Source organism: Gilvimarinus sp. 1_MG-2023 (genome assembly GCF_030548285.1).
This window is the reverse complement of sequence record NZ_JAUOSC010000007.1, coordinates 64854-77434: the sequence shown is the minus strand read 5'-3', so window position 1 is coordinate 77434 and position 12581 is coordinate 64854. Positions and strand designations below refer to the sequence as shown.

Here is a 12581-nt window from a genome sequence, read left to right as displayed (position 1 = left end):
CAGAGGTAGAGGAAGGAAAACCCTATGCAAATCAATCTTTCCGGGCATCACGTCACTGTTACCGACGCAATCAAAGAAAACGTAGAAGCAAAATTAGGCAAGGTTGCCAGCCACTTTCCCCAGCTCGACGCGGCCAATGTCACGCTCACGGTTGAGCGCGCCTCGCAAAGCATCGAAGTTACCACCCAGTATCTCGGCGCACCGGTGGCAGTACAAGCCTCCCACCAAGATATGTACAGCGCCATCGCGCAAGCCGCTAAAAAACTGGAAGCCGCCCTCGCACATCGCAAAGGCGCCGTTAAAGGCCATCGCCACGAAAAACCCTCCGTAGACACTGCCGAAACCTAGGTTTTCCGCTTAATCACTTAATGCCACGGCCGATACGGCCGTGCTTGTAAGGGAGTTGTGTATGCAAGGCCAGTGTTTGTGCGGTGCTATCCAGGTATCGACCGAAACCCAAACCGATGCTGGCTTGTGCCACTGCCGTATGTGCCGTCGCTGGACCAGCGGTCCACTGCACGCGGTACACTGTAGCGGGCCCGTCACCTTCAGCGGAGATACTCCGCGCCGTTACCGATCATCCGAGTGGGCAGAACGTGGATTTTGTGCCACCTGTGGCACACATTTATTTTACTATCTGCGGCCAAACGACGAATATATTTTATCAGCCGGCCTGTTTCCCGAGACGTCATTTACCTTGCGCCAAGAAGTATTTATTGAGGAAAAGCCCGACTATTACGCCGCTCAAGAGCACACGGAGAAAATGACTGGTGCCGAGGTTTATGCCAAGTACGGCCACTACTAATTCTCCACCGCTTAAAGTTAACCCGCCTTCTTTTTACTCTCGTTCATTTTACGGCGCAGATCAGTAATAACGGGCACCACTTCCGGGCGGATATGTCGCCAAGCATAAAAAGACTCGGCTGCCTGGCCAACCAACATACCCAAGCCATCCGCTAATTGAGCCGCTTTTTGGTGCTGTGCCCAAGTCAAAAAAACGGTCGGCTCTGCGGCGTAGGTCATGTCATAACAGGCTGTATGATCTGTTATTAAACCGTCCGGCAGGGGCGGTAAATCGCCGCGCAGGCTGGCAGAGGTACCGTTAATAATTAAATCGAATTGCTTACCGGCCAGATCCGAAAAACTGCTCGTTTTTAGGTTGCCCAAATCGTGAAAACCTTGGGCTAAATCTTCAGCCTTGGCTAAGGTGCGGTTGGCGATAGTAATCGATTCGGGCTCTTGATTGAGCAGCGGCTGCAAAACACCTCGCACTGCTCCGCCTGCACCTAACATCAAAATTCGCTTACCGGCAATTTCCCAGCCTAGGTTTAACATGTCATTGACCATGCCAATACCGTCAGAGTTATCACCCAGTAATTTACCGTCTGGCTCTTTGATCAGTAAATTAACCGCTCCGGCTCGTTCCGCCCGCGCGGTTAAGTGATCGGCATAAGAGAAAGCATCCAGTTTAAAAGGCGAGGTTATATTCAAACCACACCCACCAGCGGCAAAAAAATCATCCGCCGCTTGTTTAAATTGGCCCTCATCCACTAATTGCTTGGTGTAGCTCATATCCTCACCGGTTTGATCGCAAAACTGGCGATGTATTACCGGGGATTTACTCTGGGCAATAGGATTGCCAAATACTGCGTAACTGTCCGTCATGGGGTACCTACTGTGTCAACGTGCGGCAAAGTTAACAGATATTTCTTACCGAACGCTTACTGTCTTTATTATCGTTTAGGAGTCGGCCAACCAGTCTCGGGCCGGCAAAAAGTCTCGCGCGAGTGCCGCTTCGGGGCTGTCTTTTTCCGGGGCATAATCATATTGCCAGCGCACCAGCGGTGGCAACGACATTAAAATAGACTCGGTGCGCCCCCCTGTTTGCAAGCCAAATAAAGTGCCACGATCGTAGACTAAATTAAATTCAACATAGCGACCGCGCCGATAGAGTTGAAACTGGCGCTGGCGATCATCAAATGGGGTGTCTTTTCGACTGCGCAAAATAGGCATATAGGCCTCTGTATAGGCGTCGCCCACCGAGCGCATAAACTCAAAGCTTTTGCTAAACCCCGGAGCGTTTAAATCGTCAAAAAATAATCCGCCCACTCCTCGAGCCTCTTTGCGATGGGGCAGATAGAAGTATTCGTCACACCAGTCTTTATAGCGTGGGTAGGCCTCGTCACCCAACGGCTCGCACGCTTTTTGGGCCACTTTGTGCCAGTGCACACAGTCCTCGATATAGCCGTAATAAGGGGTTAAATCAAAACCGCCGCCAAACCACCAAACCGGAGCCTCGTTTTCTTTTTCGGCGATAAAAAAACGTACGTTGGCGTGCGAGGTAGGCGCGTAGGGGTTATTCGGGTGTATCACTAAAGACACCCCCATCGCTTCGAATGAGCGCCCGGCCAATTCGGGACGGTGCGCCGTAGCCGAAGCCGGCATCTGCCCGCCGGTAACATGGGAGAAATTAACGCCGCCTTTTTCGATCACCGCGCCATCAGCCAGCACCCGTGAGCGCCCACCCCCACCTTCAGGGCGGCGCCATTCATCTTGCTGAAATTGACCGCCATCTACCTCTTCCAGGGCCTGGCAAATACGGTTTTGCAGTTCCAGTAAATACGTTTTTACGGAAGCTTTATCGGGGGTATCTGTCATAGTGTCCTCTCAAGGGGCGCCATTGTACCAGCACCGGACTTAGGGTACACCCGAGCAATTAACCAGCGTATGGATTCTTACCCGCGAACAATTGAGCCGCTCGCTAAGTCGCGAATCATTGATGGGTTGGGGTTGCCACCGGTCTGCCCAGGAGCAATGGCATCTAGCTGGGCGCCAAAATAACGCCTAACGTGTATGGATGTTTTAGCTGCGGGCCGCTTTTGCGGATTGGCCGAGGTACTGATAATAGGTCCGCCAAAGGCCATGCATAGTGCTTTAGCCACTGGATGGTTAGTTACCCGCAAAGCAACACTTGTATGATCTCCCACCACCCAGTGAGAAGCCAACCCTCGGTTAGGTACCAACCACGTGTTCGGCCCAGGCCATGTGGTCCGTAATTGCTCCCGCTGTTCAGCGCTTACGGACGCAAGCCAAGGTGCCACTTGATCACTTTCGGCCGCAATTAATATCAGCCCTTTATGACGCGGACGCCGCTTGAGCTGAAGCAGGCGCCTAATGGCATGATGGTTGGCCGGATCGCACCCCAACCCCCACACGGACTCCGTTGGGTAGGCAATAACACCGCCCGCCCTCATCACTTGGGCCGCATGCACAATACGTTGATGATTGAGCCAAATAGTCACAACATTACTTTCCGGGGATCACTTTAGACAAAGAAGTGCCAATAAAAACGCGATCCTAAAAACTGACTCGCGCCAACAAGCGGCAAATTTACCTTAGATTAATTCACCAAACAACGAATCTAACCTAGTTTGACCTACATCAATAACCTTACATTTTACAGGGAATAAGCTAAACGTATTGATTATGGCTGGAGAAACCTTATGTTCGATTTCGTTTTAGTGCTCAGCGTGGCCACCATCGTCGCCATTGTACTGATTATGGTCTATTTAGGCGTCTACGCTTACCGGCATATAGAGGCTGATAGTCAGACACATCCAGAGCATGACACTAGCCGCCAAAAATCGACTCACTAGCTCAACAGATGCGGCAGTAGTGACAGCCGCGCTGCTCAATTAGGCCGTCTAATTCTAGCTCTAGCAATGCTGGGGTGATTTCCGAGGTGTTGGCACCGCTGCGCTCGCACAAACTGTCAACACTGACCGGATCGTATCCCATAAACGGTAACAACCAGTGTTGTTCGGGTGCTTTCTCTTGGGGTTGGGAACATTGCTGTTTTTTATACGCAATTGCTGCCCCCAACTCATCGATAATATCATCGGCGGTTTCTACTAACTTGGCACCGTCTTTTATCAAGGCATGACAGCCGCGACTCATGGGGTTGTGTATCGACCCCGGTACGGCAAAAACTTCGCGCTCCTGCTCTAGGGCGTATCGTGCAGTAATTAAAGAACCGCTTTTTACCGCCGCCTCGACCACCATAGTGCCCAAGCTTAAGCCACTAATGACCCGATTGCGACGGGGAAAGTTTTTGGCCTCGGGTGCCGTACCAGGTAAAAATTCACTGATTAAAGTGCCGCCTGCGGCTTCAATTTCATCCGCTAAGGCTCTGTTGCGCGCGGGGTATATTGTATCCAATCCAGTACCAAGCACCGCCAGAGTAACGCCCTTGGCCTCTAAAGCACCGCGGTGGGCACAGGCATCCACCCCCAAGGCCAACCCGCTGGTAATAGCAAAACCCGCACCTGCTAGGTACCGGGCAAAACTGCGAGCCACATCGCGACCGCCAGCCGTAGGGCGACGGGTACCCACCATCGCTATCTGCGGCAGCTCTAGCGTCGTGATACTACCGCGTATCGTTAAAAATGGCGGTGGCGCACTGATGTTGTAGAGAAGCTCTGGGTAATGCTCATGCCCCAGAAACGTTAATATTGTCGATTCCTGCCTGTGCAAAGCGTCACTGTCGCGCTTTACTTGTTCACGAATGGGGTGATCAGGGTTGCGGTGCCAGTGTCCGAGCTCTGTCAGTGCGACCTCTGGCATATAACCGGCGAGAACTTGGGGATCGCGCTCTAACACATCAGCGCAGCTGCCAAACGCACTGTGCAATTGCTTAATACGAGCGGGCCCCAACTGCGGCAAATAGGAAAGGGTTAAGATTGATTCGATGCCATCCATGGCTAGATTCCTGCTATCTCAGCACCAAGCGGCGCTTATCGTTAGGGGTTGCGGAGAATATCCCCCACCGCCATCGGGCGGGTTGACTCAACCACAATCACGAAGCTTAATTTTTCAAAGGTGCGGAACACCATCACCAAGCCGGCGGACTCATCCATCAGCTGAATAGATTCGCCCGTAACATGGTCGGCAATTTGTTCGCCGCGCACAAAGCCTTCAAAGACATTACCTACCTGCACTCCGTCGCGACGACCTTTGTTGACAATGGCTACATCCAAGGTGCCAATCTGGCTGACCCCGCCTTCCACTGCAATCATTTCGGCTTCAATAGGGAAATCGGGTGCACTGGGGTAGAAAATAGAGTCCACCGAGCGCTCTTTACTGGGCAACAATATATCACCGGCGCGCAGCTCTTTATCTGAACGGGTTACCCGCAACCGAGCTATGTCGCCCTGTACTTTATCAATCGCAACCGCACCGACACCCACGGCATGAACCCCTAACAGGTCCTCGTCTTCACCGCTTTCGTCAATAAAGGACTCGCCCTCGCGAAATACACTGAAGTTGTGAATATCACTGGGGAAATCACCGCGTGCGTAACCGGTATCGCCAATGCCCATAACCAAGCGTTTTTCTGAACCACCCACTATGTAAGGTGCAGCCTCCACATCTTCTGGCATCACGATGGTTGAGCGCGACAGATAGGAAGCGATCTTATCCAGCGAGATTGCCGGTATCGCTGCCTCTATGGGCAGTACACGAATGGTTGGCTCGAGCTTGGCATCACCCGAGGGAGCCAGACGAACCGTGCGATCTACCGTCAGGCGCGGCTGGCCATCAATGTACACCATGCGCACCACATCGCCCGGGAAGATCAAATGCGGATTGTCGATTTCGGGATTGGCGTGCCAAATTTCAGGCCACATCCAGGGGGCATCGAGGAAGGTATCTGAGATGCCCCACAGGGTATCTCCCTCAACCACGACGTACTCACTGGGGGAGTTGGACTTGAACGGCGAGGATTCGGCCCAAGAGAATACACTGGCCGCTGAGAGCGCCAGAATTGCAAAAATCATTTTTTTCATAGAAACCGATCCTGTTTTTGTTCGGTCCTGAGCGGTTTAAACGTTATAATAGCGCAAAGTAGCGTGCTACGCGACCACTGAGCTTACGCTTAGACTCAGGTTATTTCCTGTACGATCATCATGTTAGCAGCGCTTGTTACCTTTTTACTAGAAGTTTGTCACAAAGCTTATGGCCCTACTTGAAATTCTTGAGTTCCCCGACCCTCGCTTGCGCACTATTGCCAAGCCTGTGGAAAACGTCGACGATAGCGTTCGCACGCTGCTCGACAACATGTTTGAGACCATGTACGCCGCATCCGGTATCGGTTTGGCAGCCACGCAGGTCAATGTTCACCGACGTATTGTCGTTATGGACATTTCGGAAGATCAGACCGAACCCTTGGTGTTTATCAACCCCGAGGTGAGCGTGCTGGGCGAGGACGAAGCGCCCTACGACGAAGGCTGCCTATCGGTTCCCGGCTTTTATGAGAGTGTAGACCGTCCTACGCAAATACGCGTCGATGCCCTCGATCGCGATGGCAACCCTTACAGCATCGAGCCAGATGGCCTGCTGGCGGTGTGTATTCAACACGAGCTGGATCACCTCAACGGCAAATTGTTTGTCGATTATATCTCTCAGATAAAGCGCCAGCGAATTCGCAAAAAACTGGAAAAAATACATCGCGCCCAGGCCTAGGCCGCGCGATGACCAACCGGATCTGTTTATGACCACACCCCTGCGAATCATTTTCGCGGGCACGCCCGAGTTTGCGGCGGCCCATCTGCACGTTCTGCTCGATAGCCCCCACCAGATTGTCGCCTGCTATACCCAGCCGGACCGGCCCGCCGGACGAGGCAAAAAGCTTAAACCCAGCCCGGTTAAACAAGCCGCAGAAGCCGCCGGTATTGAGGTGTTGCAACCCCAAAGCTTAAAAGATGCCGACGCTCAGGCCGAACTGGCCGCCCTCAACGCCGACTTAATGGTGGTAGTTGCCTACGGATTGCTCCTACCCAAAGCCGTATTGGACACACCGCGGCTAGGCTGTATCAATGTTCACGCCTCGCTGCTGCCTCGCTGGCGCGGCGCGGCACCTATACAACGCGCCATTGAGGCGGGCGACAGCCAAAGTGGCGTGACCATTATGCAAATGGATGTGGGGCTGGACACAGGCGATATGCTAGTGGAGCAACGCTGCCCAATCACGGATCAAGACACCGGCGGCAGTTTGCACGACACTTTAATGTCTCTCGGCGGGCCGGCGCTGTTAAGCGCGATAGAACAATTGGCCGACGACAAAGCGCAGCCGCAGCCACAAGACGACTCAGAGGCCAACTACGCCGCCAAAATCACCAAAGCCGAAGCCGAGTTGAATTGGTCTGCAGACGCGGCCGAGCTGCACCGCAAGATTCGGGCGTTTAACCCTTTCCCCGTCGCCTTTACCCGCCCAGCGAAATCGCCCGACGACCGGATTCGTATTTGGCAAGCCCGCCTGGGCCCCGCCACAGAGGGCGCGCCGGGTGAAATCGTGCAGATTGGCGAAGATCAAATCACCGTCGCCTGTGGCCGTGGCAGCCTGTGCATTGAATCTTTGCAGCTACCCGGCAAACGCGCTATGGCGGTCAGCGATGTTTTGCGAGGCAACGCCGGATTATTCGCTTTGGGTGAGCGGCTACTGGAGCCCAATACATGAAGCCGCGAATTGGCGCCGCTCGCGTACTGGCCGATTTACTGCGCCACAAGGGCTCTTTGGCCAGCAGCCTACCCGCCGTACAAGAGCAAGTAGACGAGGGTAATCACGCAATGTTGCGCGAGCTGTGTTATGGCACCATGCGCTACTACCCCCGGCTGCAACTGATCGCGCGCAAATTGCTGGATAAACCCCTGCGCGCCAAAGACAGCGATATTCAAGCGCTGCTGTTGCTCGGCCTGTATCAATTAGATTTTATGCGCATTCCCGATCATGCGGCCATTGGCGAAACTGCTGGCGCCGCCAAAGCGCTGAAAAAACCTTGGGCCACGGGGGTTATTAACGGCGCCCTGCGACGCTACCAACGCGAAGGCGAATCAATTGTCGCCAAATTAGGCGGCAACCCGGAATTTCAAAAAGCTCACCCGCAGTGGTTAATCGATGCATACCGCAAAGCTTGGCCAGAGCACTATACCCAAATGCTAGAGGCTAACAATGCTCATCCACCGTTGAGCTTGCGCATTGATACCCAGCAAGTAACGCGCGAGGATTATCTGGAGCGCTTAACCCAGCAGAACATCGAAGCCAAAGCGTGCCGCTATAGCTCCTGCGGTATTACGCTGGACAAACCGGCTGACCCTACCGGACTACCCGGTTTCGATACAGGCCTTGTCAGCGTACAAGACGAGGCGGCACAACTAGCCGCCCCGCTATTAGAGTTGGCCCCGGGGCAGCGGGTACTCGATGCCTGTAGTGCGCCAGGTGGCAAAACCGGTCACATACTGCAGCTGCAGCCACAACTGGAGGAAGTTGTGGCACTCGATTGCGATCAGCGACGCCTAAAGCGCGTCCAAGAAAATCTCGACCGGCTGGGTGTTCACGCCCAGGTGCAACAAGGTGATGCCAGTCAAACCGCCGACTGGTGGAGCGGCAAGCTCTTCGACCGTATATTGCTCGATGCCCCCTGTTCGGCCACTGGCATCATCCGCCGCCAGAGCGATATCAAATTACTGCGCCGCCCGGATGACATTGCTACTCTCACTCACCTGCAGAACCGATTGCTCGACGCTCTATGGGCAACCCTAAAGCCAGGTGGCATACTGCTGTATGCCACCTGCTCGGCACTGCCTGATGAAAACAGCCAAGTTGTAGCGGCGTTTGTAAACCGAACCCCTGATTGTGCATCTGTCGGTATTGAGGCCGACTGGGGACTTGCGCAACCCCATGGCCGCCAATTGCTACAAGCGAGCCATCATCACGATGGCTTTTATTACGCAAAGCTAACAAAAATAGCCAAGTGACGGCCAAAAGCGGTAAAGTTGCTACCATTAAGAATGTATCAGTCATAGCGCAATGTTAAGGGATAACCTGGCAGGTTTATGAAAATTATTATTCTGGGTGCAGGACAGGTGGGCGCCAGCTTAGCGGAAAACCTCGCTGACGAATCCAACGACATTACTATTATTGACACCAATCAAGCACGCTTGCGTGAACTGCGCGATCGCCTCGATATTGGCGTCGTCAACGGCGAAGGCTCACACCCGGATATTTTGATCCAAGCCGGGGTGGAAGACGCGGATATGTTAGTGGCCGTCACCAATAACGACGAAATCAATATGATCGCCTGCCAAGTGGCCCACAGTCTGTTTCGCACGCCCACAAAAATCGCTCGCGTACGCGCCACCGCTTATTTGACCAATAATAAGTTATTTGCCAACGACTCCATCCCCATTGATGTACTGATTAGCCCCGAACAACTGGTTTCTGATTATATTCACCGCTTAATTGAAACTCCGGGAGCTTTGCAGGTACTCGACTTTGCCGAAGGCAAGGTGCAACTGGTTGCGGTAAAGGCGTATCACGGCGGGCCACTGGTTGGGCAAGAACTGCGTTTTTTACGCGAGCATATGCCTTCGGTCGACACCCGGGTGGCGGCAATTTATCGACGCGGCCGGGCTATTATGCCCACCGGTTCCTCAGTCATTGAAGCGGATGACGAAGTCTTTTTTATTGCCGGCAAAAACGATATCCGTGCGGTAATCAGTGAATTGCGCCGTATGGAAACCTCCTACAAACGCATTATCATTGCCGGCGGTGGCAATATTGGTATGCGCTTAGCGCGCAAGCTGGAAAACCGCTACAGCGTTCGTGTGGTAGAGCAAAATAAAGAGCGAGCCGCGCATTTGTCGGAACACTTGGAGCGGGCCATTGTGCTGCAGGGCAGCGCATCCGACCAAGATTTGCTGGCCGATGAAAACATTGAAGACACTGATGTGTTTCTGGCTCTGACCAACGATGACGAAGCCAACATCATGTCCTCCATGTTGGCCAAACGCTTAGGGGCTCGCAAGGTCATGGCCCTAATTAACAACCCAGCCTATGTCGATTTAGTACAAGGCGGCGATATTGATATCGCCATCTCCCCCCAAACCACCACCATCGGCAGCTTATTAACCCATGTACGTCGGGGCGATATGGTCAGCGTTCACTCGCTGCGCCGGGGCGCGGCCGAAGCCATTGAGCTTATTGCCCACGGCGACAAAAGCTCCTCTAAAGTGGTGGGTCGGGCGCTGGAAGATATCGACCTCCCCCAAGGGGCCAATATCGGTGCGATAGTGCGTGAAAAAGGTTCGGGCAGTGAAGTGATTATTGCCCACGACAATGTTGTGGTGGAGAGCGGTGATCATGTGATTGTGTTTTTGCTCAACAAAAAACATACCCGCGACATCGAAAAATTATTTCAAGTGGGCTTTACCTTCTTTTAAATATGGCCGTCAATATGCTCACTGTTAATCGACCCTACATCCCGGAGCCGCTATGCATTTTGCGGTAATCGCCCGCGTACTCGGCGTGCTCTTAATGATGTTTAGTCTGATACTGCTCACGCCAGTCAGCGTCAGTCTGTGGTTTAACGACCACAACTATATGACGTTTTTAGTCGCGTTTGCGGTCACCTTCAGCTGCGGTCTTGCCATCTGGGCACCGGTTTACAAAAGCCGAGCTGACTTGCGCACTCGCGATGGCTTTTTGATTACCGCCCTGTTCTGGTTTGTACTGGGCGCCTTCGGTGCAGTGCCACTGTTTTTTTCCAACGGGCTCGACTTATCGGTTACCGATGCTATTTTTGAATCCATATCTGGATTAACCACCACCGGGGCTACCGTTATCACGGGACTGGATACGCTGCCGCCCTCTATACTGTTTTACCGTCAGCAACTTCAGTGGTTCGGCGGCATCGGTATTATTGTTATTGCCGTTGCCATTTTGCCCATGCTGGGTATTGGCGGTATGCAGTTATACCGTGCCGAAGCCCCGGGACCGGTTAAAGACAACAAACTTACCCCGCGCATTACCGAAACCGCCAAAGCGCTATTCACTATGTACCTGGTGTTTACGCTCGCCTGTGCTATTTCCTATCGCTTAGCGGGTATGAATTGGTTTGAAGCAATCTGTCACGCATTCTCGACCATTGCCAACGGTGGTTTCTCCACCCACGACGCCAGTATTTTGCACTATCAATCGCCAGCAATCATGATGGTCTGCACCGTGTTTATGCTGATTGCCGGTATTAACTTTGCTCTGCACTTTTTTGTTTGGCGTGAGAAATCTTTGCGTCATTATTTTGCCGATGCCGAACTAAAATTTTTCCTCTATTGGATAGTTGTCGGTTGTGTCGTGACCGTCGCCTATTTGGCAGGATCGAAGTCATATACATTTAACGAGAGCTTTTTTCTGGGGATCTTTAATTTCGTCTCCACCATGACAACCGCAGGGTTCGCCAGTAACTATTCCAGCTTTCCCAGCTTTTTGCCGTATATGCTATTTATTTTCGCGTTTGTCGGCGGCTGCGCCAGCTCAACCGGTGGTGGCATGAAGGCCATTCGAGTTTTACTGCTGTATAAACAGGGGGTGCGTGAAATTCATCGGCTGATTCATCCCAATGCGGTTATTGCCGTAAAAGTGGGTAATATCACCGTACCCGACCGGGTGATTGAAGCCGTATGGGGTTTCTTTGCTATGTATGTGGTGGCTTTTGCCGCGATGTTTCTATTGCTGATCGCTACCGGGCTTGACTTACAAACGGCTTTTTCTGCCGTCGGCGCCTGTATTACTAACCTCGGCCCCGGCATGGGTCAGGTAGCATCACACTATAGTGACATCAACAGCCCCGCTAAATGGGTGTTGTGTTTTGCCATGCTTCTGGGCCGGCTAGAAGTGTTTACCTTATTGGTTTTGTTTAGCCCTGTATTTTGGCGCCGTTAAGCAATAGGATTTTTTAAGGGCGCTTCAATGCGCCGAGGTGTATATGGACTATCATCAAAACATTCAATACTTAGAAATACCTTCGCGCAACTTATCCGCCAGCAAAGCGTTTTTTCAATCCGTTTTCAATTTTCGTTTTACCGACTACGGCCCAGATTACACCGCGTTTGTCAGTGACACCATAGAAGGTGGGTTTTTCACCAGCGATACGGTATCCCTTACTGAGAACGGGGCAGCTCTTATTGTTTTTTTCAGTCGCGACCTCAGCACTACAGAAGCGGCCGTATTAAATGCTGGCGGCACCATTATCCAGCCGACCTTTGATTTTCCCGGTGGCCGCCGCTTTCAATTTACCGAGCCCGGCGGCAGTGAGTTTGCGGTATGGTCCGACCAATAGTCGGTGCGCTCGGTTTGTTTCGTTTCTCTCTCGTCGTCTGGCTTTGCCTTGCATTAAGTGCCTGTGCTGACACCACCGATACAGACCTTGCATCTCTTTGGCAAAATCAGCGCAGCGATGTTCAGGTATTAGGCAAGGGCCGGGTTAGTCGCATTCTCAGTGATGATACCAAGGGCTCTCAGCACCAACGTTTTATCCTAACTCTACCCTCGTCACAGACGTTGCTGATTGCGCACAATATCGATTTAGCACCGAGAATTAACACTCTCAAACGGGGGGATAGCGTCACCTTTTACGGTGAGTATGAGTGGAACGCCAAAGGCGGAGTGGTGCACTGGACTCACCGAGACCCTAAGGGGAGGCACCCACACGGTTATCTAGTGCATAAAGATAAAAAGTACTGGTAGGGTG

The 12581-nt window shown here is 52.6% G+C and carries 15 protein-coding genes; 10 read left to right on the top strand and 5 right to left on the bottom strand.

Features of this window, described 5'->3' with window-relative positions; all coding sequences use genetic code 11:
* Positions 1-24: 24 nt before the first annotated feature.
* Positions 25-348, top strand: coding sequence for a ribosome hibernation-promoting factor, HPF/YfiA family (gene hpf / locus Q4563_RS09900; RefSeq protein ID WP_215974730.1), 324 nt, complete (start codon positions 25-27; stop codon positions 346-348).
* A 61-nt stretch (positions 349-409) separates the two neighbouring features.
* Positions 410-805 (top strand): GFA family protein, encoded by a 396-nt coding sequence (locus Q4563_RS09895; RefSeq protein WP_215974729.1) that lies wholly within the window; start codon positions 410-412, stop codon positions 803-805.
* Between the two features lie 17 nt (positions 806-822).
* On the opposite strand, the gene aroE is transcribed toward Q4563_RS09895, so the two are convergent.
* The 3 genes from aroE to Q4563_RS09880 all read right to left on the bottom strand — a co-directional run bounded on the left by aroE (position 823) and on the right by Q4563_RS09880 (position 3302).
* Positions 823-1665, bottom strand: coding sequence for a shikimate dehydrogenase (gene aroE / locus Q4563_RS09890; protein ID WP_303604397.1), 843 nt, complete (start codon positions 1663-1665; stop codon positions 823-825).
* Between the two features lie 75 nt (positions 1666-1740).
* Positions 1741-2658: an oxygen-dependent coproporphyrinogen oxidase gene (hemF, locus tag Q4563_RS09885; RefSeq protein ID WP_215974727.1), complete on the bottom strand. Its 918-nt coding sequence runs from the start codon at positions 2656-2658 to the stop codon at positions 1741-1743.
* Positions 2659-2735: 77 nt separating this feature from the next.
* Positions 2736-3302, bottom strand: coding sequence for an L-threonylcarbamoyladenylate synthase (locus Q4563_RS09880; RefSeq protein WP_303604396.1), 567 nt, complete (start codon positions 3300-3302; stop codon positions 2736-2738).
* A 201-nt stretch (positions 3303-3503) separates the two neighbouring features.
* Between Q4563_RS09880 and Q4563_RS09875 the strand changes: the two genes are divergently transcribed.
* A complete protein-coding gene (locus tag Q4563_RS09875; RefSeq protein ID WP_215974726.1) occupies positions 3504-3656 on the top strand; it encodes a DUF3149 domain-containing protein in 153 nt (50 codons plus the stop codon).
* Between the two features lies 1 nt (position 3657).
* Here the strand turns inward: Q4563_RS09875 and dprA are convergent, their stop codons facing one another.
* Positions 3658-4758, bottom strand: coding sequence for a DNA-processing protein DprA (dprA, locus tag Q4563_RS09870; RefSeq protein WP_215974725.1), 1101 nt, complete (start codon positions 4756-4758; stop codon positions 3658-3660).
* A 41-nt stretch (positions 4759-4799) separates the two neighbouring features.
* On the bottom strand, positions 4800-5843 hold the full coding sequence (locus Q4563_RS09865) for a LysM peptidoglycan-binding domain-containing protein (RefSeq protein ID WP_303604395.1): 1044 nt from the start codon (positions 5841-5843) through the stop codon (positions 4800-4802).
* A gap of 169 nt (positions 5844-6012) precedes the next feature.
* On the opposite strand from Q4563_RS09865, the gene def reads away from it, so the two are divergent.
* The 7 genes from def to Q4563_RS09830 all read left to right on the top strand — a co-directional run bounded on the left by def (position 6013) and on the right by Q4563_RS09830 (position 12577).
* Positions 6013-6519 carry a peptide deformylase gene (gene def / locus Q4563_RS09860; protein ID WP_215974723.1) on the top strand — a complete coding sequence of 169 codons (507 nt, stop codon included), beginning with the start codon at positions 6013-6015 and terminating at the stop codon, positions 6517-6519.
* A 28-nt stretch (positions 6520-6547) separates the two neighbouring features.
* The gene (gene fmt, locus Q4563_RS09855; RefSeq protein WP_215974722.1) at positions 6548-7513 is read left to right on the top strand and encodes a methionyl-tRNA formyltransferase; all 966 of its coding nucleotides are present in this window, start codon (positions 6548-6550) and stop codon (positions 7511-7513) included.
* Complete coding sequence (rsmB, locus tag Q4563_RS09850; protein ID WP_215974721.1) at positions 7510-8811, top strand: 16S rRNA (cytosine(967)-C(5))-methyltransferase RsmB; 1302 nt, start codon at positions 7510-7512, stop codon at positions 8809-8811. Before fmt ends, rsmB begins: the two co-directional genes overlap by 4 nt.
* 78 nt (positions 8812-8889) lie before the next feature.
* Positions 8890-10275 carry a Trk system potassium transporter TrkA gene (gene trkA, locus Q4563_RS09845; protein WP_215974720.1) on the top strand — a complete coding sequence of 462 codons (1386 nt, stop codon included), beginning with the start codon at positions 8890-8892 and terminating at the stop codon, positions 10273-10275.
* Positions 10276-10327: 52 nt separating this feature from the next.
* Positions 10328-11773: a TrkH family potassium uptake protein gene (locus Q4563_RS09840; protein ID WP_215974719.1), complete on the top strand. Its 1446-nt coding sequence runs from the start codon at positions 10328-10330 to the stop codon at positions 11771-11773.
* 43 nt (positions 11774-11816) lie between these two features.
* Positions 11817-12170 carry a VOC family protein gene (locus tag Q4563_RS09835; RefSeq protein ID WP_215974718.1) on the top strand — a complete coding sequence of 118 codons (354 nt, stop codon included), beginning with the start codon at positions 11817-11819 and terminating at the stop codon, positions 12168-12170.
* Positions 12155-12577: a DUF3465 domain-containing protein gene (locus Q4563_RS09830; protein WP_303604394.1), complete on the top strand. Its 423-nt coding sequence runs from the start codon at positions 12155-12157 to the stop codon at positions 12575-12577. The genes Q4563_RS09835 and Q4563_RS09830 overlap by 16 nt, the downstream gene beginning before the upstream one ends.
* Positions 12578-12581 lie beyond the last annotated feature (4 nt).

Bases quoted from the DNA above. Each gene is read 5' to 3' on its own strand.
- Q4563_RS09865 (WP_303604395.1), bottom strand. From the start codon at position 5,843: ATGAAAAAAATGATTTTTGCAATTCTGGCGCTCTCAGCGGCCAGTGTA.
- hemF (WP_215974727.1), bottom strand. From the start codon at position 2,658: ATGACAGATACCCCCGATAAAGCTTCCGTAAAAACGTATTTACTGGAA.
- hpf (WP_215974730.1), top strand. From the start codon at position 25: ATGCAAATCAATCTTTCCGGGCATCACGTCACTGTTACCGACGCAATC.
- fmt (WP_215974722.1), top strand. From the start codon at position 6,548: ATGACCACACCCCTGCGAATCATTTTCGCGGGCACGCCCGAGTTTGCG.
- dprA (WP_215974725.1), bottom strand. From the start codon at position 4,758: ATGGATGGCATCGAATCAATCTTAACCCTTTCCTATTTGCCGCAGTTG.
- Q4563_RS09830 (WP_303604394.1), top strand. From the start codon at position 12,155: ATGGTCCGACCAATAGTCGGTGCGCTCGGTTTGTTTCGTTTCTCTCTC.
- rsmB (WP_215974721.1), top strand. From the start codon at position 7,510: ATGAAGCCGCGAATTGGCGCCGCTCGCGTACTGGCCGATTTACTGCGC.
- Q4563_RS09835 (WP_215974718.1), top strand. From the start codon at position 11,817: ATGGACTATCATCAAAACATTCAATACTTAGAAATACCTTCGCGCAAC.
- def (WP_215974723.1), top strand. From the start codon at position 6,013: ATGGCCCTACTTGAAATTCTTGAGTTCCCCGACCCTCGCTTGCGCACT.
- trkA (WP_215974720.1), top strand. From the start codon at position 8,890: ATGAAAATTATTATTCTGGGTGCAGGACAGGTGGGCGCCAGCTTAGCG.
- Q4563_RS09840 (WP_215974719.1), top strand. From the start codon at position 10,328: ATGCATTTTGCGGTAATCGCCCGCGTACTCGGCGTGCTCTTAATGATG.
- Q4563_RS09875 (WP_215974726.1), top strand. From the start codon at position 3,504: ATGTTCGATTTCGTTTTAGTGCTCAGCGTGGCCACCATCGTCGCCATT.
- Q4563_RS09895 (WP_215974729.1), top strand. From the start codon at position 410: ATGCAAGGCCAGTGTTTGTGCGGTGCTATCCAGGTATCGACCGAAACC.
- aroE (WP_303604397.1), bottom strand. From the start codon at position 1,665: ATGACGGACAGTTACGCAGTATTTGGCAATCCTATTGCCCAGAGTAAA.